The 22,254-nt window shown below is 64.7% G+C and carries 20 protein-coding genes and 1 riboswitch; of the genes, 7 read left to right on the top strand and 13 right to left on the bottom strand.

Translation table 11 applies throughout. The annotated features are described in order from the left end of the window. The first annotated feature begins 50 nt into the window (after window positions 1-50). Window positions 51-1,328 carry a glutamate--cysteine ligase gene (locus ACPJW8_RS16465; protein WP_330189246.1) on the top strand — a complete coding sequence of 426 codons (1,278 nt, stop codon included), beginning with the start codon at window positions 51-53 and terminating at the stop codon, window positions 1,326-1,328. On the opposite strand, the gene ACPJW8_RS16460 is transcribed toward ACPJW8_RS16465, so the two are convergent. From ACPJW8_RS16460 to ACPJW8_RS16450, 3 genes are read right to left on the bottom strand one after another with little or no spacing between them, the layout of a single operon-like run. After that, window positions 1,325-2,533 carry an O-succinylhomoserine sulfhydrylase gene (locus tag ACPJW8_RS16460; RefSeq protein WP_330189247.1) on the bottom strand — a complete coding sequence of 403 codons (1,209 nt, stop codon included), beginning with the start codon at window positions 2,531-2,533 and terminating at the stop codon, window positions 1,325-1,327. The two genes, ACPJW8_RS16465 and ACPJW8_RS16460, sit on opposite strands and share 4 nt — an antisense overlap. Continuing rightward, window positions 2,534-2,944, bottom strand: a complete 411-nt coding sequence (locus ACPJW8_RS16455; RefSeq protein ID WP_330189248.1) for a rhodanese-like domain-containing protein — start codon at window positions 2,942-2,944, stop codon at window positions 2,534-2,536. Continuing rightward, window positions 2,941-3,258: a DUF1737 domain-containing protein gene (locus tag ACPJW8_RS16450; protein ID WP_330189249.1), complete on the bottom strand. Its 318-nt coding sequence runs from the start codon at window positions 3,256-3,258 to the stop codon at window positions 2,941-2,943. Before ACPJW8_RS16450 ends, ACPJW8_RS16455 begins: the two co-directional genes overlap by 4 nt. A 13-nt stretch (window positions 3,259-3,271) precedes the next feature. Beyond that, window positions 3,272-3,387: riboswitch (SAM riboswitch) on the bottom strand. Window positions 3,388-3,531: 144 nt separating this feature from the next. On the opposite strand from ACPJW8_RS16450, the gene ACPJW8_RS16445 reads away from it, so the two are divergent. Beyond that, the gene (locus ACPJW8_RS16445; protein ID WP_330189250.1) at window positions 3,532-4,740 is read left to right on the top strand and encodes an acyltransferase; all 1,209 of its coding nucleotides are present in this window, start codon (window positions 3,532-3,534) and stop codon (window positions 4,738-4,740) included. 20 nt (window positions 4,741-4,760) lie between these two features. On the opposite strand, the gene ACPJW8_RS16440 is transcribed toward ACPJW8_RS16445, so the two are convergent. After that, on the bottom strand, window positions 4,761-5,525 hold the full coding sequence (locus ACPJW8_RS16440; RefSeq protein WP_330189251.1) for a hypothetical protein: 765 nt from the start codon (window positions 5,523-5,525) through the stop codon (window positions 4,761-4,763). 210 nt (window positions 5,526-5,735) lie between these two features. Here ACPJW8_RS16440 and ACPJW8_RS16435 point away from each other — a divergent pair, with 210 nt between their 5' ends. Then, complete coding sequence (locus tag ACPJW8_RS16435) at window positions 5,736-7,328, top strand: RNA polymerase sigma factor (protein ID WP_330189252.1); 1,593 nt, start codon at window positions 5,736-5,738, stop codon at window positions 7,326-7,328. A 106-nt stretch (window positions 7,329-7,434) separates the two neighbouring features. Beyond that, on the top strand, window positions 7,435-8,361 hold the full coding sequence (locus ACPJW8_RS16430) for a helix-turn-helix domain-containing protein (RefSeq protein WP_330189253.1): 927 nt from the start codon (window positions 7,435-7,437) through the stop codon (window positions 8,359-8,361). On the opposite strand, the gene ACPJW8_RS16425 is transcribed toward ACPJW8_RS16430, so the two are convergent. The 3 genes from ACPJW8_RS16425 to ACPJW8_RS16415 are packed head-to-tail and all read right to left on the bottom strand — an operon-like array spanning window position 8,358 to window position 10,597. After that, window positions 8,358-8,975, bottom strand: a complete 618-nt coding sequence (locus ACPJW8_RS16425) for a GNAT family protein (protein WP_330189254.1) — start codon at window positions 8,973-8,975, stop codon at window positions 8,358-8,360. The genes ACPJW8_RS16430 and ACPJW8_RS16425 overlap by 4 nt on opposite strands. Before the next feature lie 46 nt (window positions 8,976-9,021). Continuing rightward, window positions 9,022-9,660 carry a GrpB family protein gene (locus ACPJW8_RS16420; RefSeq protein WP_330189255.1) on the bottom strand — a complete coding sequence of 213 codons (639 nt, stop codon included), beginning with the start codon at window positions 9,658-9,660 and terminating at the stop codon, window positions 9,022-9,024. Continuing rightward, entirely contained in the window at window positions 9,653-10,597 is a 945-nt protein-coding gene (locus tag ACPJW8_RS16415; RefSeq protein WP_330189256.1) for an aminodeoxychorismate lyase, read from the bottom strand. The genes ACPJW8_RS16420 and ACPJW8_RS16415 overlap by 8 nt, the downstream gene beginning before the upstream one ends. A gap of 90 nt (window positions 10,598-10,687) precedes the next feature. Between ACPJW8_RS16415 and cls the strand changes: the two genes are divergently transcribed. After that, window positions 10,688-12,163: a cardiolipin synthase gene (gene cls, locus ACPJW8_RS16410; RefSeq protein WP_330192615.1), complete on the top strand. Its 1,476-nt coding sequence runs from the start codon at window positions 10,688-10,690 to the stop codon at window positions 12,161-12,163. Window positions 12,164-12,266: 103 nt separating this feature from the next. Here the strand turns inward: cls and ACPJW8_RS16405 are convergent, their stop codons facing one another. Genes ACPJW8_RS16405 through ACPJW8_RS16380 form a run of 6 tightly spaced genes read right to left on the bottom strand, consistent with a single transcriptional unit; the run spans window position 12,267 to window position 18,970 of the window. Further along, window positions 12,267-14,012 (bottom strand): beta-galactosidase family protein, encoded by a 1,746-nt coding sequence (locus tag ACPJW8_RS16405; protein ID WP_330189258.1) that lies wholly within the window; start codon window positions 14,010-14,012, stop codon window positions 12,267-12,269. Between the two features lie 26 nt (window positions 14,013-14,038). Continuing rightward, on the bottom strand, window positions 14,039-14,761 hold the full coding sequence (locus ACPJW8_RS16400; protein ID WP_330189259.1) for a hypothetical protein: 723 nt from the start codon (window positions 14,759-14,761) through the stop codon (window positions 14,039-14,041). Beyond that, window positions 14,758-15,690: a carbohydrate ABC transporter permease gene (locus ACPJW8_RS16395; protein ID WP_330189260.1), complete on the bottom strand. Its 933-nt coding sequence runs from the start codon at window positions 15,688-15,690 to the stop codon at window positions 14,758-14,760. The genes ACPJW8_RS16400 and ACPJW8_RS16395 overlap by 4 nt, the downstream gene beginning before the upstream one ends. Continuing rightward, window positions 15,690-16,613, bottom strand: coding sequence for a sugar ABC transporter permease (locus ACPJW8_RS16390; RefSeq protein ID WP_330189261.1), 924 nt, complete (start codon window positions 16,611-16,613; stop codon window positions 15,690-15,692). Before ACPJW8_RS16390 ends, ACPJW8_RS16395 begins: the two co-directional genes overlap by 1 nt. Window positions 16,614-16,620: 7 nt before the next feature. Then, window positions 16,621-17,904 carry a sugar ABC transporter substrate-binding protein gene (locus ACPJW8_RS16385; RefSeq protein ID WP_330189262.1) on the bottom strand — a complete coding sequence of 428 codons (1,284 nt, stop codon included), beginning with the start codon at window positions 17,902-17,904 and terminating at the stop codon, window positions 16,621-16,623. A gap of 52 nt (window positions 17,905-17,956) precedes the next feature. Continuing rightward, window positions 17,957-18,970 (bottom strand): hydroxyacid dehydrogenase, encoded by a 1,014-nt coding sequence (locus ACPJW8_RS16380; RefSeq protein WP_330189263.1) that lies wholly within the window; start codon window positions 18,968-18,970, stop codon window positions 17,957-17,959. A 332-nt stretch (window positions 18,971-19,302) separates the two neighbouring features. Between ACPJW8_RS16380 and ACPJW8_RS16375 the strand changes: the two genes are divergently transcribed. Both ACPJW8_RS16375 and ACPJW8_RS16370 read left to right on the top strand, forming a co-directional pair. Then, entirely contained in the window at window positions 19,303-21,120 is a 1,818-nt protein-coding gene (locus ACPJW8_RS16375; protein ID WP_330189264.1) for a heparinase, read from the top strand. Further along, the gene (locus ACPJW8_RS16370) at window positions 21,117-22,253 is read left to right on the top strand and encodes a LacI family DNA-binding transcriptional regulator (RefSeq protein ID WP_330189265.1); all 1,137 of its coding nucleotides are present in this window, start codon (window positions 21,117-21,119) and stop codon (window positions 22,251-22,253) included. Before ACPJW8_RS16375 ends, ACPJW8_RS16370 begins: the two co-directional genes overlap by 4 nt. Window position 22,254: the final 1 nt, after the last annotated feature.

Here is a 22,254-nt window from a genome sequence, read left to right as displayed (position 1 = left end):
ATGACGCCGGAACTGAGGCAAATATTGACGCTGGGTAGCACAATGTAAGCATGCGTACTTTCGGTGTGGAGGAAGAGCTCCTGATCGTGGACCCGCAGACCGGGGAGCCGTTGGCCCTGGCCGACGCGATGCTGTCCCGGCGGACCATGGCGCCTGATGACGGCCCTTCCCCTGGCACGCACGTGGACCCCGTGGACCGTGAGGTGGAGGATCACGACGACGAACTTGGCCTCAGTGCCGAGCTCAAGCTGGAGCAGATCGAGACCCAGACCCGGCCCTGCCTGAGCTACGACGAGCTCCTGCTCCAGATCCGTGCCGGCCGCGCCATGGCGGATGAGGCGGCACAGCAGCACGGTGCCAGGGTGGCCGCGCTGGCAACCTCACCCCTGGCCTCCACCAGCCATACGACGCCGGATCCCCGGTATGCGCGCATGCTGGAGCGGTTCGGGCTCACCGCCCAGGAGCAGTTGACCTGCGGTTTCCACGTCCACACGTACGTGGAATCCCCGGAAGAGGGAGTTGCGGTGCTGGACCGGATCCGGGACAAACTGGCCGTGCTGACCGCCCTGAGCGCCAATTCCCCGTTCTGGAACGGGACTGAAACCGGCTTTGAAAGCTACCGCACGCAGGCCTGGAACCGCTGGCCGTCCTCCGGGCCTTCTGCCATTCACGGCAGCCTGACGGCGTACCGGCGCCTGGTCACCCGGCTGATGGAGACGGGGGTGGTGATGGACGAGGGCATGATCTACTTCGAGGCCAGGCTCTCCCGCAACCATCCCACCGTTGAGGTCCGGGTGGCGGATGTCTGCCTGCGTTCCACTGACGCCGCGCTGATTGCCGTGCTGGTCCGCGCGCTGGTGGAAACGGCCGCGAGGGAATGGCGCAACGGAGTGGATCCGCTTCCCGTCCCCACCGTCCTGCTGAAAATGGCCGCCTGGCAGGCCAGCAACGTGGGCCTCAAAGGTGACCTGCTGGATTTCGGCAGCTTCCGCCCGGCGCCGGCAGCCGACGTCGTTGATGCCCTGGTGGAGTACCTCGAGCCTGTCCTCCGGGAACAGGACGAACTGGACCTGGCGCGGCGGGGGATCGCGGACATTATGAAGCGCGGGACCGGGTCCAGTGAGCAGCGCGCCGCCCGGGACAAGGCGCTGGAACGTGATGACGTGGACGACGCCGGGCTGGGTGCCGTGGTCCGCCAGGCGGTGAAACTGACCATGCTGGAAGCGGACAGTGTTGAAGTCGAAGAGGACGCCGCTCCGGAGCTCCTTCACGTCAGGCGCGCCGCCGATCCGCCCAATCCCGGCAGCTACTCGCGCATGCCGATCTAGATCTGCTTGAGCGCCTGTTCCAGGTCAGCCAGGAGGTCTTCCGGATCCTCCAGTCCCACGGACAGCCGCACCACGCCGTCGCTGAGCCCGATCGCCGCGCGGCCTTCCGGGCCCATGGCACGGTGCGTGGTGGTGGCGGGATGGGTGATCAGGGACTTGGAGTCGCCCAGGTTGTTGGAGATGTCGATGATCTTCAAGGCATCCAGCAGCGCAAAGGCGGCGTCCTTGCCGGAGCGGCCGCCCGCCGTCGAAAGTTCCAGCGTCAGCACGGTGCCGCCGGCTTTCATCTGCCGTTTGGCCAGTTCATGCTGCGGATGGGACGCCAGCAGCGGGTACTTGACCCAGCTGACCGCCGGCTGCTGCTCCAGCCATTCGGCCAGGCGCAGAGCTGTGGAGGAGGAGTGGTTGACGCGCAGGGCCATGGTTTCCAGGCCCTTGGTCAGCACCCACGCGTTGAACGAGGACAGCGACGGGCCGGTGTGCCGCATCAGCTGCTTGACCGGACCGTCAATGAATTCCTTCGTGCCCAGGATGGCGCCGCCCATCACGCGGCCCTGGCCGTCAATGTGCTTGGTGCCGGAATAGACAATCACGTCCGCGCCCAGCTCGCCGCAGCGCTGCAGCAGGGGAGTGGCAAAAACATTGTCGACGACGACGGTGGCGCCGGCCGCGTGCGCCAGTTCGCTGACCGCGGCAATGTCCACGATCTCCTGCATCGGGTTGGAGGGGGACTCGAAGAACACGGCCGTCGCGGGCGTGGACAGTGCCTCGCGCCACTGGTCCAGGTCCGGTCCGTCTACAAACACCGTCTCCACGCCCCAGCGCGGCAGGATCTCGTTCAGGATCACAAAGCAGGAGCCGAACAGGGAGCGCGCGGCAACCACGCGGTCACCGGCAGCCAGCAGCGCACCCAGGGCGGTGAACACCGCGGACATGCCTGACGCCGTCGCAAAGCATGCCTCGGTGCCCTCAAGCAGCCGGAGCCGCTCCTGGAACGTGGCCACCGTGGGGTTGCCGTAGCGGGAGTAGACGAAGCGTTCGTCCTCGCCGGTGAAGGCCCGCTCCGCAGCCGCCGCGGATTCATACACAAACCCCGAGTTGAGGAACACCGGTTCGGTGGTTTCCTGGAACCCGGTGCGGTCCAGCCCGCCGCGCACAGCCTGCGTGTCAGGGCTCCAGCCGGCCGCGTCCTGATTGAATGCCATTTACGCCGTTCCGAGGTTCGTGGGCAGGCCGCGGTTCTTCCAGCCGTTTACCGTGCGCTCGCCGTAACGGTCAGGCTCGCCTTCGAAGCCTTCCAGCACGTTGTAGGACGTGAACCCCACCTGCGTTGCGGCAATGGCTGCCGCGATGGAACGGGCGCCGGAGCGGCAAATGAAGACAAGTTCGACGCCGGCATCCTCCGGGGCGAGCTGCTGCAGCTGGTCGATGAAATCTGGGTTGGGAATTCCGCCGGCCAGGGTCCACTGGATAAACAGCGGATCGTTTTCCGTGGACTTGGTGTCCGGAATGCCGATGTGGGCCCATTCGCCCTCGGTACGGACGTCCACCAGGACGGCACCGGCCTCGAGTTTTGCCCACGCTTCCTGCGGGGTGAGGTCGCCTGCGTAGCTCATGCGTGGCCACCGCCGGCGATGTCCTCTTCGCTGAAGTCTTGGGTGTCCAGCTGGTCCACGGCAATGGCGACGGCGGCATCCGCAGTGGCGATGGCCGACGGCAGGATCACGGCCTGGGCCACAATCACCGATGTGCCGTTGAACGTGGCGGCCGGGCTGCCGTGCAACACATAGCCGTCTGCCAGGGCGGCGGAAATGCGCTCGCAGAACGTGCGGTCATCCGGGCCCGTGATGAGCCGGTAGGCCAGCTTTTCCTGGGACTCCTGGGCAGCAGTCTGATCTTGGGCTTGGCTGGTGGCGGGTGCGTCAGACACGACGGATCTCCTTCTCTCGCGCTTGCAACTCGAAATGGTCGATATGCCGAGTATTCACCTGAGGCACCCCGCCGCGGAAGGGAGGGTTGCCGACCGGCCAGTCAGGGCTTTGCGCCGGTACTCATTACTCACGAAAAACGTAACACTTCACCGCGGATGCCGCCGCCCGGGGATCGTCATGTTGCGTAATCGGAGAGACAGTCCACCGACGTTCCCAGCTTGCGTCCAGACTCTATTCAGGTTGGTTATCGAAACGTTATATACGGTCGATGGGTGGTAATTAGCTCAAGCAGCGGAATAATTTCAGACCAGAAGCGTCCTTCAGTCCCGGATTCAGGGCTGGTTTCCGGGCGGAAGCATGCTCTCGACGGGCTGCGCACCGTGGCTGTCATCGGCGTCTTCTTCTTTCATGTCGCAACGGAACTCCTGCCCGGTGGATTCATCGGCGTGGATGTTTTCTTCACGCTCAGCGGCTTTGTCATCACCTTGCTGATCATGAAGGAGCGGCTGGCAACCGGCCGGCTCCGGCTGGGCGTTTTTTATGGCAAACGCCTTGCTCGGCTATGGCCCGCACTCCTGGCAGTGTGTGCGGTGATCCTCGCCGTCGGATTTATCTTTCCGGCCTCCGGATGGGCAGGGCAAGCGGGCTTTGTCCTGCCCGCGGCCGCGTACGTGATGAACTTTGCGCGTTTCGACGTGTTCGGCGAGTCGATCACCGGAGAGACCCTTGGCCCCACCTGGACCCTCGCGGTGGAGGAGCAGTTTTATTTGGTGTGGCCGCTGCTCCTGCTGGTGATGCTGCGATTCTGGCGTGTCCGGACTGTGGCCTGGGCTACTGCCGGCCTGGCCCTGGCCTTCCTGGTGGAACGGTTCGTGTTGGTTATGGCGGGCGCGCCACTGAACCGCCTGTACAACGGCCCGGACACCAGGGCCGATGAGCTGCTGATCGGGTGCGCCTTGGCCTTGTTGTTTATCAGTATCCGTCCGGGCTCCACGCTCCACGGTGCCCTTCAGTCCGCTGGTCGGTGGGCTGCGCCGGGCGCCGCCCTCACCCTGACGGCAGCCCTGTTCCTGCTGAAGGAACCGCATGCGGAAAGCCCCTGGTTCACGGCCTTCTGGGCAGTCGGCCCCACCGTGCTTTCCCTGCTGTCTGCGACGCTGATTGGCTCGCTTGTCCTGCAGCCCGCCGGTTTTATGTCACGTTTCCTCAGCCACCCGTGGCTTGCAGGACCCGGTCGTGACCTGTCCTACGGGATGTACCTTTGGCACATCCCTGCATATCTCCTGCTGATGCCTTTGATCCCGCAGCTGCCGCTTCGCGTCGCGTTGACTGCCGCCCTGACCGTGCTGCTGTCCTACGCCTCCTTCCGTTTGGTGGAGCGGCCACTCCGCGGCTGGACGAGCAAGAGGCTGGAGGTTAAACATGTTCGCCCAGCCCGCGAGAACATGCCGGAACGAGTCCTGGTTTCGGGGCGAAGCTAGCACGGCCCGGCTGACCAGCCTTAGTTGCAGAGGATCTGGGCCACGCTCACAGGCTTCAACGGCAGGGGCGCCATGGCAAAGTCCACGGGTGCGCCGTCGAGCATGTCCAGGCAGCGCCCATAGAAGTGCCGCAGTAGCAGTGCTGTATCCGGCCGGGTCTGGAACAGGATCAGCATCTGCGGTGCCACAAAGCAGGCGGCCGCGCTGCCCGCGGAGACCAGCCCGTTCAGCTCGTGCGCGATGCGTGCGGCGGTGGGCCAGCCGGGTTCGGTCCAGGTGGCGGAGATCCCCTTCGGGAAGTCCAGTACCGCCGTCGAATACAGCTCCGGCGTGCTGGGGACGGAGTAGATGGCGCGCAGGAGTTCCTCAACGTGCGAGGCCGTGCGCAGGCCGGTGGAGGGATCGATGCAGGTCAGGGATTCGGCGCGTTCAGAGGCGTCCACCCAGCCCTCCACAACGGCCTGGAGGGAAGCCAGTTTTATGCCCTGTCCGCTGACCTGCAGGAAGCTGTTCCAGTCGGCCATGACCTCGGCGACTCCCACACCTTGGTAAAATCGTGCTGCGCCCAGGTCGCGGGCGGCGTCCTCCAGGGTCAGGCCCGTTGGAGTTCCGGCGGCCAGGGCGAGGTGGACTTCCGGGATGTTCCAGTCCCCGGCGTCCCGCCATCCCGCTTTGAGGCTGAGCTCAGCCCAGGACGCCAGAAGGTGCGCCTGGCCTGAGAGCGCTGCCTCACGGGCAGCGTCCGCGCGGCGTTTAGGCCGCTGCAATAGGCGCAAGTGTTTCATATGGGATTTGTGGTGCAAGGTCTCACTTCGTGACGCCGTTGTTGGCCGGAGATCCCACTTTATAAAAAGTTCCCCAAAACGGCGTCACGAAGCAGGAGCGTGGGCCACCCTTAGTAAGGAACACATGGAATTTTGTTATTGGGGGAAGTCCGGCAGTGAGGCGTGAAAATGAGTGAAAGCGGCGCGGGTAAGCCCTTTCGACCATCGAATTTGAGTGACGCCCAGCTGATCCAGCAGGTCAGGGACGGTGATTCGGCAGCTTTCGAGCAGCTTTACGCGAGGCACCACCAGGTAGCGCTGAACGTGGCCCTGGGCCACGCGGACATCATGAGCGACGCCGAGGACACCGTGGCTGATGCGTTCGCCGCGGTGCTGGCGTCCCTGCAGGCAGGCAAGGGACCGGACGAGTTCTTCCGCGCCTACCTCCTCACCACCGTGACCCGCATGGCGCACCACACCAACCGGGCAGCATCACGGGTCCGGCCCACGGATTCTGATGCTGACATTGACCGAGCCGTGGTGGATCCGGATGTCGCCCTGCAGGCCTTTGAGGCCAACGCGGTCAGCCAGGCCTTCGGCGCGCTGCCCGAACGCTGGCAGACAGTCCTCTGGTACCTCGATGTGGAGCGCCAAAAGCCCGCGGCCGTTGCCCCGCTGCTGGGACTGTCCGCGAACGCGGTGTCCGCCCTGGCCCTGCGTGCCCGGAACGCGCTGCGGAAAAACTATCTGCAGAACCACATCGACCACAGCCAGGATGAAGAGTGCAGGCCCTACTCGGAGATGCTGGCCGGGTACGCCGTTGACAATCTTTCGGCCCGGGACAAGGCCAAGGTCCAGGACCATCTGGACGACTGCCTCAAGTGCCAGGCGCTCCTGCTGGAGCTCACGGAGCTCCATTCCTCCATGCGCGTGGTGCTGATCCCGCTGGTCACCGGACTGTCGGCGTCGTTCTTTGCCAACGGCGCCACCTGGGCGCTGCCCGCAGCTTCCGGTGGGCTGTTCGGCCACCTCTTCTGGTTCCTGGGCAAGCCGGGCGGCGCCGGAGGCCCGCAGGTGGCAACCGTTTCCATCGCCGCGACCTCGGCAGTGGTGGTGGCCGGCGGGATCGCGGCAGTGGCCATGATGAACGGCGGCACCGAACCTCCGGTGGCCGGTCCCGTTGTGGAAATTTCGTCCCCTTCTGCGGCGCCGGTGTCCCAGCCCGCCGCAGCGCCGGCTCCGCTGCCATCACCGGAAGATCTCCCCACCGTCATCCTGTCGAAGCCGGAGTTCATTCCGTCCCCCACGCCGTCCCGCATCGCGGCAGTTCCCCCGCGTACTGCAACACCCACGCCGACGCCGAGCCCCTCACCCACGCCTACACCTACCCCGACGCCGACTGTCACGCCAACGCCCACACCCACTCCTACGGTCACCCCCACGCCAACCCCGACTCCCACACCCACCATGGCGCCGTCGCCGGTTGTGGCTGAACCTTCGGTGAACATGGTGGGCGACTACCGGGCAGTCACCCTTGGCTACACGGTTGCGGACGGGCTGACGCTAAGCGGTGCAAGCATCCTGTTCAGCGTGGAAGAGGTCAACGGACTGAACCCCAGCGGCATGATGGCGCCGTACGGCTGGACCTGCACCATGGGCGGCAACTCGGGCGGGGCCATGCTCTGCCACTCCGACCAGCCCGTCAGTGGCCAGTTCACTTTCCGGCTCGGCTTGCAGGTGACCAACGGGGCAACGGCACCAAGCCTGACGGCCAATTTCACGGCAGACGGCGTTGAGCCGTACACCGTGACCGTCCCCCTCTAAAACCCGATTTAAAGAATTCTCCATAAAGTGCCATGACCCGCGTCACGAATCACGGGCAGCCCGCACTACACAGAAGCAAGCATCTTGAGGAATCAGAGGTTGTTTCATGGAGAAGATCGAAGGCATTGTGCGCCAGGACGGGTCCATTGGGGAACCCGGCCACGAAGGCCTTGCCGCCGCATTGCAGGTCAAGGGGATCAAGGCGGGGGACGTCCAGCTTCTGGAAGCTGAACCGTCAGGCCCGGGCACGCCCCGGGTGGTGGTCCGGCATGGGGACCTTGTGGTGGGCTGGGCTTACCAGGGGCGCACCGTCCTGGAGTTCGACGGCGGCGCTGACGTTGTGGTGCCAGCCGGCCGGCCGTTCTACGCCAGCACCAATAACGGTGACGCCAGCAGCGTGATCTCCTGGGATGCCGACTTCTCCGGCATGTTAATCCGGCTTCCGTTCCGGGACGTGTTCGTGGGCATGCCCGGTCCGGCACAGCCGTGCGGTGCGGTGGCCCGGGCTGCGTCCTTGATCGAACCGGCCAAGGCATTCCTGGAAGCCTCTGTTTCCTCCTCGACGGAGGCGAGCGCGGTTGCTTCCTACGCCGTGGAACGGCTCACCGTGGAAATGCTGACTGCGATTTTCCTTGAACTGGGAGGCTTCACCACCCTTGACGGTGAGGAACCAACCCTGCTGGACAAGTCACTGGCCGTCATCCGGTCCCAGGCGAAGGACCAGCAGCTGGACCCCAAGCTCCTGGCCACCATCGTGGGCGTCTCGCTGCGCACACTGCACCGTGAATTCCAGGCCAACGACCACTCAGTGGCCGCGGCCATCCGCATGCAGCGCGTGGCCAACGCGCGTGGCCTGCTGGAGCGCCCGGGCCAGGCAGCCTGGCCCTTGGAGCGGATCGCCTCCTCGGCAGGGTTCTCCTCGGTGGTCACCATGACCCGCGCGTTCCTGGCCAGCGGTTACGAAACACCCGCCAAATGCAGGCGCATGGTGCTCCGCCGGCAGCGCGCGCCAAGGCTCAGGCTGGCGTCCTAGTCACTCCCGCCCGGCTGGTCCTGTGACTGGTTCCGTGACCGGTCCGCCGGAAGGTTCCCCTTCCGGTCTCCCAGGATCAGCTGGTGGAGCATGTGGTCCTGCCACTTTCCGGCGATTTGGAGGTACTCCGGGGCCACCCCGATTTCCGTAAACCCAAGGCGCGCCAGGACTTTCCGGGACGCCGCGTTGTGCAGCAGCGTGGAGGCCTGGATGCGGTGCAGGCCCATGGCCCGTGCCGCGCCGCCAACAAAGGCCACCGCCGCCGTGCACAATCCCTGGCCAGTGTGGTCCTTATCGATCCAGTACCCCAGGTCCCCGCTGAGGAACGGTCCCCGGATAATCCCGGTGAGAGTTACGGCACCCACTACGGTGCCGCCGTCGAACAGCCCCCACGGCACCTCACTGCCGTCCACCAGCCGCTGCAGCTTCCCTGCGATCAACGCCTCCTGGCGCCGTGCGGTGAAAAATTCATCCGGCCGCACCGGTTCCCACGGCGCAAGATGCTCACGGTTGCGCCGGTACGCTTCAGCCAGAGCCCCGGCGTCGTCCAGACTGAACGGCCGCATGGTGATATCCGCCGTCAGCTCCGTGGACAGATGGACAGTTTCAGACATGGCGCCCCTTCCTATGCGGACATGGCCACCCTAGTGGAATCAGTCCTTACGCGGGGGAGCCCGCCGCGCGCCATTGCCGGGCGTGGGCCAGCACCGTGGCCACCACGTCGTCCTTGGCCTCGGCGTAGTAGTTCATGTCCGGCCACTCACGTGCGGCCAGCTCCTTCTTGATCGACGCGTACAGCTCCCGGTCTTCGGCGCTGGCCCGCAGCCAGTCGCGCAGGTCCAGGTAGTCCGTGATCTCCGGAGCGCCGGCCGAATAAATGTGCAGGTGGACGTCCCGTTCGGGCGTGCGGACCATCCGGTGGTTGGGCTCGCGGACACGCAGCACCAACCCGGCAGCTTCCAAGGCGGGCAGGTAATCGGACTCGGCAGCAACGTCCGGGACCACCAGCAGCATGTCGATGATCGGCTTGGCGGCAAGGCCGGGGACGGACGTTGAACCAATGTGCTCCACGGCCAACGCAAGAGGTCCGACGGCGGCACGCACCGTCGCGGCCCACTCGCCAAACGTACCGGGCCACTCGTCCCGGTAGTCCACCACCTCGATGGCCCGCTGCTCCCGGCCGCCGATCAGCACGGCGTCCAGGTGTTCGTCGGTGAGCCTGCGCACCGGGGTTTCGACAGGCTCGGTTTCGACAGGCTCAACCACCGGAGCGGGCTCGGTTTCGACAGGCTCAACCACCGATCCCCGCAAACAGTTCGCTGAGTTCCGCCGTGAGCTGCTTGCGGAGTTCCGGCGTGCCGATTTCGCGGCCGTCAATGTGGTTCACGGGCGCCAGCAGCCGGATGCTGGAGATCAGCCAGACGGCGTCGGCGGAGAACAGGTCCTCCGGCTCCAGGGGGCCGTAGCCCAGCTCCCAGCCGGCCGCCTTTGCGGCGGTGAACAGCGCACCCTGGGACGTTCCCGGCAGGATGCCGCTGTCCAGCTGCGGCGTGATCAACCGGCGGGTCACGCGGGTGCCGCCGTCGCCGTCGTCAGTGGTTTCGTAGTGCGCCAACAGCACCGTTGAGGTAGGACCTTCCAGCACCCGGCCGTCCGAGGACGTGAAGATGACGTCATCGGCACCCACCTTGTGCGCGTGCCGCAGCGCCGCCATGTTCACGGCGTAGGAGAGGGTTTTGGCGCCCAGCAGCAGCCACGGCGCGCGCTCGGCCACGGTGCTGTCGTACCCGCGGTCAAGAAGGACGACGTCGATGCCCGTCTCGCGCTGAAGGCGGCCGGCCGCCGGGGGAGGGGAAGCCTGTACCCAGGCTGTGGGGGTGTCGGAGCCTTCCGGGCCGCGGCTGGCGATGAGTTTGACCACGATCTCGTCGTCCTCCGGCGTGGCCGCGGGGAACTGCGAACGGTACGCCGCCACGGCGGTGTCCACGGCGGCGCGCCACACCAGCTGGCCGGGAATCACCAGGTCCAGCGCCCGGGCGGAGCCCTGCAGGCGGTCCAGGTGCGCCTGCATTTTCCGGACCTGGCCGCCCACAGCCAGCATTGATTCGAAGACGCCGTCGCCGCGGGTGGCGCCCTGGTCCGTGGCCATCAGCTGAGGCTGCGTGGCGTCGGCCAGGCGGCCGGCGGGGTGGGCGGGATCCAGGAAAACGAGCACCAGCGGGGCGGGGGAAGTCATTTGTCCAGCTTATCGGCCCGGCGCCCGGATAAGCTGTGGACATTGCCGTCCGGAACAGGTCCAGACGGTCCTATATCCCGGGAGTTGCCTGTGTTTTGGCCTTTTTCTCTGGAGGGAGTGTTGCCGGGCTGGCTGGTGCTGCTCCTGACACTGCTGGACCTGGTGATCAGGGTGGTCGCCGTGGGCGTCATCCCCGGCAACCGCCGCCCCACCACTGCCATGGCCTGGCTGCTGGGCATTTTCTTCATCCCGTTCCTGGGCATCATCCTGTTCCTGCTCTTTGGCAACTTCAAACTTTCCAGCCGGCGCCGCGAACAGCAGGAGCTGGTGAATGAGCGGGTGCGGGCAGGCACGGCGTCCCTTGCCGCCGTCGAAAGTACCTACGAAGGCCCCGAATGGGTGAAGTCCGCAGCGGAACTGAACCAGCGGCTGGGTTCGCTGCCCATGGTGGATGGCAACAAGGTGGAGCTGATTCCCGGCTACCCGAACTCGATCCAGGCCATGACCGAGGCGGTGCGCAAAGCCGAGCATTTCGTCAACGCCGAGTTCTACATCATGAGCTCGGACCACGTGACCGACGATCTGCTGACCGCCCTGGAAGAGGCAGCCGAGCGCGGTGTTGAGGTGCGGGTCCTTTTCGATCACATCGGTACGCTCCGCGTCCGCGGCTACCGGAAACTGCTGGCCCGGCTGCGCTCCGGAAAGATCCAGTGGAAGCGGATGCTGCCGCTGCTGCCCACGCACGGCCAGTGGCGCCGGCCCGATCTCCGCAACCACCGCAAGATCATGGTGGTGGACGGGCTGGTGGCGTTCACCGGATCGCAGAACCTGATCGAGCCGTCCTACAACAACCCCAAGCACCGCAAGGTGGGCCGCGAATGGGTGGAGTTGATGGCCCGCATGGAAGGCCCCATCGTCACCACCCTGAACGTTGTGTTCGCCACCGACTGGCTCAGCGAGACCGACGAATCGCTGGAGCACCAGCTGCGGATCGAGGCCGATGCGCACGCCGGTGACGTCACCGCGCAGGTGGTGCCCAGCGGCCCGGGGTTCAGCACGGAGAACAATCTCCGGCTGTTCAACACGCTCATCTATTCGGCGCAGCACCGCATTTCCATCTGCAGCCCGTACTTCGTCCCGGACGATTCCCTGCTGTACGCGATTACGACGGCGGCGCAGCGCGGGGTGGACGTGGAACTCTTCGTTTCCGAACAGGGCGACCAGTTCCTGGTCCACCACGCCCAGCGCTCCTACTACAAGGCGCTGCTGGAAGCCGGGGTGCGGATCTACCTCTACAAGGCACCGTTTGTGCTGCACGCCAAGCACTTCACCATCGACGACGAGGTCGCGGTGCTCGGCTCCAGCAACATGGACATGCGCTCCTTCTCGCTGAACATGGAAGTCTCCGTGATGATGCTGGGCGGGGACATCGTTGGCACCATGCGGGCCGTGGAGAACACCTACCGCGACATCTCCCATGAGCTGCTGCTCGAGGACTGGGCCAAGCGGCCCCTGGGTGCACGGTACGTGGACAACGTGGCGCGGCTTACGGCGACGGTGCAGTGACGGAATCCCCCGGTGGTCGAGCTTGTGGAGGCACGGCGGCAGCTGCCTGATCAGTTGGGCACCCCCGGATTGTGGCCTCAGCCGTCTTCGCGGCTCCACGGGATTACGCTTCGCTGGGCCCCAGATCCGGCCCGGGGACGAACCTGACCTGACGGGTCGCGCTGCCCTGAAGTTCCAGAATGGCCAGCTCATTGATGCCTTGCCGGATCAGCGGCCCGGGCACATACAAAGTACGCTGCGGCCCGCGGCTCCAGTACCGGCCCAGGTTGAAGCCGTTCACAAAGGCATTACCCTTGGTCCAGCAATCCAGCCGGAGGTACCTGTCTCCTGGCCCTTCCGCGGTGAAGGACGCGAAAGCCATTACCGGTCCGGCAATTCCGCCAGTGCCGGTCAGATCCATGGCAGTAGCCCGGAAACGCTCCAACGTCGAAAGGTCAACTGGGCAGACCGCCCAGTCCAACACCTCCACGCCGTCAAGCAGCGCCGGGCCCATCAATCCCTTTGCTTCACCGATGCGCGGGCCGTAATTCACCCGCCCCTGGTCTTCCACGAGGATCTGCAGCAGGCCGCCGCGGGGAAGAACCAATGAGCGCTCGCCTAGGTCGCGACTCAGGCTGCCCAGCGGGGAACCGTCCAGGTAGAACTGGGCCCGGTCACGGATTTCACCGAAGGTGAGGAGGCCGCCGTCGGGCATATGCCGTTCGTAAAGGAAGAAACCGCGATAGGTGCCGGTGACCTCGCATACCGGCACGGAACCGGGCACTGCCGGTGAAGGAAGGGCCGCAGCCTCCAGCAGCGAAACGCCGCTGGACATCGAAACGAGAAGGTCCGGGGCAGTGGGGCGCGGATCCGGGACCTCCCCCGGGACCGGGAAATGGCGGGCAATGACATCCCGGAAAGCGAAGTATTTGTCCGTGGGATGCCCGTCCTCGGCAAGTGGGGCGTCGTAATCGTAAGAGGTGATGGTGGGCTGGTAGATGCCCTTGTCATTGGCGCCGTTGGTGAAACCGAAGTTGGTGCCTCCATGGAACATGTAGAGGTTCACGGAGGCACCGGCGGCCAGCAGCGCATCGAGGTCCGCTGCTGATGCTGCCGCATCGGTGGTGTGGTGGTGCGAGCCCCAGTTATCAAACCAGCCGTTCCAGAACTCGGCGCACATGAGCGGGCCGGTGGGCTGCCGTTCGCGGAGGAAACCGAGCCGTTCGGGTGCGCGCGAGCCAAAGGTGGCCGTCTTGTGCAGCCCGGGCAGGGACCCATCCTCGATCATGGTCCCGAAGGGCTGGTCGCAGGTGATCAGCGGGACGTCCACGCCGGAGCGTTTGGCGCCGTCCACCAGATGCTGGAGGTATGCCTTGTCGCTGCCGTAGGCGCCGTATTCGTTTTCGATCTGCAGCAGGATCACCGGGCCTCCCCGGGTGATTTGGCGTTCGACGACGATCGGCAGCAATGCGTCCATAAACCCGTCCACGGCGGCCAGGTATCCCGGCTCGCTGCTGCGGATTCCGGTGGACGGATCCGTGAAGAGCCAGGCGGGCAGTCCGCCGTTGTCCCATTCGGCGCAGATGTACGGCCCCGGCCTGACGATTGCCCGCATCCCCTCCGCATGCACCAGGTCCAGGAACCGGCCAAGGTCCAGGCCGCCCTCGGTGACGAAGGACCCCGGCGTGGGGGAGTGCTCATTCCAAGGGACGTACGTCTCAATGGTGTTCAGGCCCATCAGCCGGGCTTTATGGATCCGGTCCTGCCACTGGTCAGGATGCACGCGGAAGTAATGGACGGCGCCGGAGAGGATTCGGAAGGGGTCGCCGTTGAGCAGAAAGTCCTTGGCGCCAATGGCAAAGGTGTCCATTATTTCCTTGCGTTAGGGCTGGAGGCTTACGGGGTCTTCAGGGCAGCGTGGAAGGCGTAGGCGGAGTTGCTCCAGATCACGAACAGCAGCGGTGCCGGCGCCAGGGCCACTCCAAGGACAGGCTGCAGCAGCGCAGCGGAGGCAATGATTCCCAACAGCACCAGCGTGGCCAGACTGAGGTACCAGCGTTTTACCGACAGGTAGAGGGAGGCCTTCAGGAGGGCTTTCAGTCCCGTTTGGGGAAGGAGGACGACGCCGGCAATCGCCATTACAGCCACGCTGGCGGTGACGGCGGCGGCCACCACAATGACCGGGACCAGCACGGCCGAGGCCGGCATTGCCTGCACAATGGCCAGGTCCACCCCGAGGAACAGCAGCACGGCGACGGAGGCAACTCCCAGCAGGGCCGCCCGCCCGAAGCCGAGGCGGTAACCCCGGAGGAAGGCGGCAACCGGCTTCACCGCACCGCCGTCGTCGTGAAGGGCCTGGAAGGAGGCGAACAGGCCGGCGAGCGACGGCGGCACGGTTACCGAGAGTGCCAGGAAGAACGGCCATGCCGCCAGGGGATCCGCCACCAGGGCGAGGCACAGCACCAGGGGAGCATTGGCCAGGGCCAGCAGGACGTTTCCGGCGAGGAAGGTGTAGATAAAGCCGAAAATGCTGCCGAAGGTTTCGAATCCCGGGCTGGGGATCCGGCCGGCCAGGCCCCGCCGCTGGGGGCGCGTTGGATGCTGTGCCACGGTGGTCATCCTTTCATGCCACTCGTGGCGATGCCCTGGATGAAGTACCGCTGGCCCACCAGGAAGATGATCAGGATGGGGATCACTGAGATCACCGAACCGGTCATGATCATGGCGTACTCGGCATCGAACTGGCCGACGAAGGAGCGCAAGCCAAGCTGAACTGTCCACAGCCGGTTGGACGTGAGGTAGATGAACGGACCCATGTAGTCGTTCCACGTGTTGACGAACGTCAGGAGGGCCAGGCTGGCCAGCGCCGGTTTGGACAGCGGCAGGATTACCCGTGCCCAGATGCCGTACTCGCTGAGTCCGTCAATGCGGGCGGCCTCGCAGAGCTCGTCCGGGATGGTCATGTAGTACTGGCGCATCAGGAACACCCCGAACGCGCCGAACGCCTGCAGCAGGATCAAGGCGTTGAAGCTGTTGGTCAGCCCCATGTTCTGCATCATGATGTACTGCGGCACCATGTAGGCCTGCCACGGCACGGCGATGGTGCCGATGTACGCCAGGAACAGGACGTCGCGGCCCGGGAAACGGACCTTGGAGAACCCGTACGCGGCCAGCGAACCCGTGAGCACCTGCAGGCACGTGATGATCACCGCCAGGTACAACGAGTTCTGCAGGTAGCCCATCATGGGGATGCGGGTCCAGATGTCCGTGTAGTTGCTCCACACAAACTCGCTCGGGATCCATTGGATGGGCACGGTGAGAACCTGGTTGTTCTCCTTCAGCGAGGAGGACACCATCCAGATGAAGGGCACCATAAGGCAGGCCACCAGAACCACCAGGGCACCGTAGATGACGTAGTCGGTAGTGCGCGCTTTCCGCTCACGGGTTGAGTTGCGGCGCTGCGAACGACGGCGGTCTTCCGGAGAAGGCGCCAGTCCGGCTCCGGCGAAAGGTGCCTCAGCTTTGAGGTCTTCAGCCATGTTGGTCATCAGCGTTCCCTCCGCTGTTGGATCTTGAACTGCAGGACGGTAACGGTCAGCACAATGAGGAAGAGCACCAGCGAAATTGCAGAGGAATAGCCGAACTTACCCTCACCGATGCCCTCCTGGTAGATGAGCTGTGACAGCACAGTGGTGGAGCGTCCCGGGCCACCGTTTGTCATGACCACTATCAGGTCGAAGACCTTGAAGCTGGACACCGTCAGCATGACCACTACGAAGAACGTGGTGGGCCGCAGGGACGGGATGGTGACGTTCCAGAAGCGCTGCCAGGCACTGGCGCCGTCCACTTCCGCAGCCTCGTAGAGTTCGGTGGGGATTGCCTGCAGGCCGGCCAGGTACAGGACCATGTAGTAGCCCATGTCCCGCCAGACGCTGGTGATGATCACGGCGGGCATGGCCCAGTCGGAGCTGGATGTCCAGCCGGGCGGATTGGCGATGCCGATGGTCTGGAGGAACTGGTTGATGGGGCCGTTGTCCGGGCTGAAAAGCATGTTCCAGACGACGGCGACTGCCACCAGGGAGGTGATGTAGGGGAAGAAGATGGCCACCCGGAAGAAGCCAATGCCCTTGAGTTTGCGGTTCAGCAGCATGGCCAGGACCAGCGCAAGGGCCATGGTCAGCGGGACGTGTCCCAAGGCGTAGACAACGGTGTTGCGAAGGGCGATCCAGAAAGAGTCGCTCGCGAACATCCGCTCAAAGTTGGCCAGGCCAATCCACTTGGGAGCAGTGAACGAGGTCCACTCCATAAAAGAGAGGGCAAAAGCGGCCACAACCGGAATGAGGGTGAAAGCCAGGAAGCCAAGGAAGTTCGGCAGGATGAACGTCCAGCCGATGAGGGTGTTGCGCCTTGCCTGCTTCCTGTTGCCCCGGCTGATGGCCGGGGCAACAGGAGGAAGTGTTTTTGTCGACATGATGCTGTTACTGTCCCAGGACTTCGCTCTTGACGCGCTTGCCCATCTCCGCGATGCCATCGGTGACAGAGCGCTCGCCGACCATGATGAGGTCGTGCTCCTGGTTGAGGACCTTGTCCGTGGCGGCGGACTTGTCGCTCACCGGCATTTCCAGGGCAACCTCATCCGGGGTGAAGGCTTTCTTGGACAGCTCGTCGGTGGGCATGCCGTCCAGCTTGAAGTACTCGTCCGTGATGTCGTCGTTCTGCAGGGCCGGGACAACGCCGATTTTGGAGATGGCCTTGGCGCCTTCTTCACCGGCGGCCCATTCGATGAACTTCTTGGCCTCGTCCGAGTGCGTGGCGTTCTTGTTCACGGCAAAGGCGGTGGGCGAACCGAACGTGGTGACCTTGCCGTCGTCGTTCTTCTGCGGCATCGGGGCCAGGCCCCAGTTGACGGTGGTCTTGCCGTCCTTCTTGGCCTGCAGGATGCCGGCCGTGTACCAGGTGCCCATGGGCAGCATGGCAGCCTGTCCGGTTTCAAACATGGTGCGGTAGCTGGTCTTCTGGCTCTTGGCAGTGCCGAAGTCCAGGGTGGCGCCGGCCTTCTGGAGGTCCAGGGCAGTGTTGTACTGGTCTTCGAAGAAGCCGTAATCGCCGCTGTTCAGGTCCGAACCGCTCTGTGCAGCTGCCAGGGCCTGGACCACGGAACGCCAGATGTGGTGATAGGTGCCGTAGACCTTCTTGCCCTCAGCTTCCGTGGTGAGGTTCTTGGCGATTTCGGAGTACTTCTCCCAGGTCAGGTCCTTCGGCTCTTCGATGCCGGCGGCGCTGAACATGTCCTTGTTGTAGTAGAGGAGCCAGAAGTCCTGCCGGTAGGGAGCAGCGTAGTACTTGCCATCCATGTCGAAGGCGTCCAGGCCGGCCAGGTTGTCCTTGCCAACGCCGTCCACCACGTCGTTGATCTCCTGGAGCTGGCCATTGTTGGCGTACCGGGAGTAGTCGATGACGTTCTTCATGGTGAGCACATCGGTGGTGTCCCCGCCGGCCAGCATGGTGGTGACCTTCTGCGGGTAATCGTCGGCCAGGATATCCACCGGCTCGATGTCGATGTCCGGGTTGGCGGCCTCATAACCGTCGAACAACGCCTTGAATTCCGGGGTGCCTTCGTAGTTCCAGACGGACACCGTCAGGCGGGTCTTGCCGCCTTCGCCCTGTGGTTGTTCGGCGGGTCCGGCGGCGCCGGCGCAGCCGGAGAGGCCGAAGCCTGCGGTGACTGCCAGTGCGATGGCTGCGAGTGTAGTGCGCTTCATTGCGAGCTCCTTACTAGGGGGTTAAGTCTGCCGCAGAACGGCAATTGGAATGTCAGGCGCTGAGGCCCAGATCGTCGGAGACCACCTGGGCCAGGAGTTGTTGCCCGGTGAGGTAACGCTCCAGGTCATCCAGCGCGGCGTCGGACATCCGCCGTGTCTCGGTGCCGAGGGACCCGGCAATATGGGGCGTCATGATCACGTTGGGCAGGTCGTACAGTACCGACTCCGCCGGAAGCGGCTCGGGTTCGGTGACATCGAGGATGGCGTGGATCCGTCCCGTTGCACATTCTTTTTCGAGCGCTCCCGTGTCCACCAACGAACCCCTTGCCGTGTTGATCAACGTGGCGTGATCCTTCATGGCCTGGAGCTCTGCTGCGCCAATCATGTGCCGGGTTTCGGGTAGCGCGGGTGCATGAACGCTCACAATGTCGGAGGCTGCCAGCAGTTCCGGAAGGGAGACCAGCTTTCCTCCCGCGGCAGAGACAGCTGCGGGATCCGCGTGGGGATCACTCACAAGGCATGTGACGTCCTGCAACTGCTGGACCAGCTGGACTACCCGCCGGCCGATCCGGGAGAACCCGATGACGCCGATGACCCGTCCAATGTTGCCCAGTTCCCCGCGGCCGGTTGCGTAGCTCCAGTCCTCCCGGAATATCCGTGAATCGTTGGCCAGCACGTGGGCTTTCTTACCCGCAAGCACTATGGACGCGAACGTGAACTCCGCTACCGGAATGGCGTTTGCATCGGCTCCGTTGGTTACCAGGATCCCACGCTCCCACAGCTCTTGGCTGACAAAGCTGCGCACTGTACCGGCGCAGTGGAAAACGGCGCGCAGGTTGGGCATGCGGCCCAGGCGGTCACCATTGAGGCGGGGAACGCCCCAGCTGGTGAGCAGGATTTCCACTTTGGCGAGGCGCCCGGCCAGCTCGGGAGCGTCCAGGGAGTCCGTCCATGGAAGGTCGCCCAGGTCCACCAGACGGGCAAGCCGTTCCATGCGGGTGGTATCGAACTGGTCAGCAAAGGTTCCGCTATTCATGACCAGCAGGGCCTGTGGCTTGAGCGACATTAAGAGGATCCTCCCTTCGGAAACGGGGCCGGCCCGCTGGCCGACTTTATGTGTTGCATCACATCTAACAATCACGACATACTCATGAACAAGACAGATCATCCAAGTCATACATAGTTGATCTAAAACGTTCAGAATCGAACAAAACGAAGAGAAGAAGCCTGATGGTCCTACCGTTCAGCCCAGATGCAGCTCCGGCTCCTGCGCCTGGGCCCTTCCCCCTGCGGGCAGCGTGGGGCGGCAAGTCCCACGGTGCCGGATTGGTTAGCGTGCTGGGTGAGGCGAAACGGCGTCTCCTTGTCCGGCCCGCCTCGGATCCCCGGTGGCAGAGTATGGCGCCGGAAGTCCTTGCGCACCTTGCCCGGGAAGCGGACAGCAGCAGATCCAACCCGTGGCCGCAGCCGCTCGTATCCCACTACGCACGGTACTTCCGGGACGGCAACCGCACGGCCTACGAGGACCTGGTGGCCGCACGCCAGCAGCGCCTCACGCGCTCGGTGGTGCTGGCCGCCCTCCCCGCTTCGACGTCGGCACAGGTATCTACCGCAACCACCGCTGAATGGCTTGATGACGTCATTGACGGCGCCTACCTGCTGTGCGAGCAAAGCAGCTGGAGCTGGGCAGCGCATGAGGACGTTTATGCCTTGTGGGGAGAGGTTGTTCCTGATCCGCTCCGGCCATACCTGGACCTGGGTGCGGGTGAAGTGGCCGCCCAGCTGGCCTGGCTGGACCACGTCCTTGGCAGCCAGCTGGACGAACGGGCGCCGGGCCTGAGGAAACGCCTGAGGCACGAAACCCTGAACCGCGTCATTCATCCCTTCCTGGAGCGGCATGACTGGCATTGGCTGGGCCTGGACGGCGATGTCCACAACTGGAACCCCTGGATCCATTCCAACCTGATCGCAGCAGCCCTGCTGCTGGTGGATGACCCTGGACTCCAGGCACAAACAATTGCCCGGTGCATTGAGGGACTCGACCGTTTCCTTGCCGTCATCCCGCCGGACGGGGCCATTGACGAGGGCTTTGCCTACTGGTGGAACGGCGCGGGCCGCGCCCTCGAAGGCCTGGCCCTGCTTGAGCAGGCCACCGGTGGAGAGCTGAACGTGGACCTCCCCGTGCTCCGCGAACTGGCGGCTTTCCCGCACCGGATGCATCTTGGGCACCAGTGGTACCTGAACGTTGCCGATGGTCCTGCCCGGGCGGCACGCAATCTTCCGTGGGACATGCTCCAGCGGTGGGCGCTCCGGCTCGGTGACGCCGAGGCCGCCCAACATGCCGGCGCGTTCGCTTCCAGCAGGCCAGATGCCACTGCGGGGCTGGGCCGTGTGCTGCATGTTCTCCTGGCACCGGCCCCCGGCGCCACAGATGTACGGCCGGAACCACCGTTGCGGGCCTTCAGCTACCACCCGTCCGTCCAGATCATGGTGGCCAGGCAAACGGCCGGAACCGCTCAGGGACTGACCTTGGCCGCGAAGGGTGGTCACAACGGCGAGCACCACAACCACCGCGACGTCGGCTCCGTAGTGGTGGCCGTTGATGGCGTCCCCCTGCTTGTTGACGCCGGACAACCCACCTACACCGCCCGGACGTTCGGCCCGGACCGCTACGGCATCCGGGCCATGCAGAGTTCCTGGCATTGCGTCCCGGCGCCGTATGGACTGGAGCAGGGCACCGGGGCGGAATTTGCTGCGACGGTGCTCCGGGAGCCCACCCCGGCCGAGCCGGTGCTGTCCCTGGGACTCGGGTACACCTACGGCCTTGATGCCCCGGATGCGTGGATCCGCACGTCCGCACTGCACGGCGAAGCCGGATGCGTGGTGATTGATGACCGCTGGTCCCTGCAGCCGGGCACTGACTGTGCGGACTCCCGGCCGGATACTGATATCACCTACCTGATGGCCGGGACGGTGGACATTGACGGAGAGGCCACTGCCACCGTCAGTCCGGAAGGTATCCCGGACTCCAGCGGCCGCGGCCTGCGCCTGCGCTGGACGCCTGCTGCCGCCGTCGTACTGACTGATGAATGGCAGCTGGCGGACCCCTTACTGAACGAGGTGTGGGGTGAGCACCTGACGCGCCTGCGGTTCCGGATGCCGGCCGAACTCCGTGACCGCGGCACATTCACCCTCACTGTGGAGGCAACACCATGAGTCCCGAACAAAAACCAGAAGCGGGAAAAACGTTGTTTTCCCTGCAGCGGCGTGAACGGCTGATGGAGGAGCTCCGAGCCCACGGCGCCATCACGGTGCGGGATATTGCCGGCAAACTGGGTGTCAGCGAGTTGACCGTCCGGCGCGACGTCAACATCCTTGCCGACGCCGGCCTCGTGTCCCGGGTGCATGGTGGCGCAACCCTGCCCAGCCCGCTGGACCGATCGGTTGCAGCAGGCAAACCCGCACAGCACGGCTATGCCATTGGCATGGTGGTGCCGTCCTTGAACTACTACTGGCCGCAGGTCATCAGCGGCGCCAGGGCGGAAGCCGACGAGCAGAATCTTCGCATCCTGGTCCGCGGTTCCGCCTATGACGCCGCAGACAACCGCCGTCAGGTGCAGGCGCTGATGGACACACAAAACATTGACGGCCTTATTGTGGCCCCGGACATGACAGGTGAGCTTGGCCAGGAGCTGCTCCGGTGGCTCAACGCACTTCCCATCCCGGTGGTGCTGGCAGAACGTCGTTCACCAGTGGAAACTCCGGCCCACCGCCTGGAATGGGTGGCAACCGATCACGGGTTCGGCGCCGGCATGGCCGTCCGGCACCTGTGGCAGGAGGGACACCGCCAGATCGGCTGCCTGTCAGATTCCACCAGCCCCACCAGCCCGCATGTCGTCCGGGGCTGGCGGCAGGCCCTGGCGGCACTGAAAATACCCTTGGAAGGTTCAGTCCATGAGGACTCCGCCAAGTCGGACAACGGAGACAGGGCACGTCATTTTGACCACGTCCTGAACCTGTGCCGCCAAACAGGCACCACGGCCATGCTGGTGCACTCAGATACCCAGGCCGTCGCATTCGTGCAGCATTGCGTGGACAAGGGCGTGCAAATTCCCGGCGATATGGCCATAGTGGGCTACGACGACGAAGTGGCCTACCTGGCGGAACCTGCGATCTCGGCCGTCCGCCCGCCCAAACAGTATGTGGGCAAGGTCGCCGTCCAGCTTATGGCAGCCCGGCTGGCGGAAGGCCGTATCCGGCCCATTCACCGGATCGAACTGAACCCCGAACTGATACTCCGTGGCTCCTCCATCGGCGCCCCGCGGACGCCCGCCGCCAAAACACCCTAGG

Origin of the sequence: Pseudarthrobacter sp. J47 (assembly GCF_049810315.1) — a bacterium.
In the GTDB taxonomy this organism is placed as follows: Bacteria; Actinomycetota; Actinomycetes; order Actinomycetales; family Micrococcaceae; genus Arthrobacter.
The sequence above is the reverse complement of the archived record's forward strand: the minus strand, read 5'-3'. Positions and strand labels throughout refer to the sequence as shown.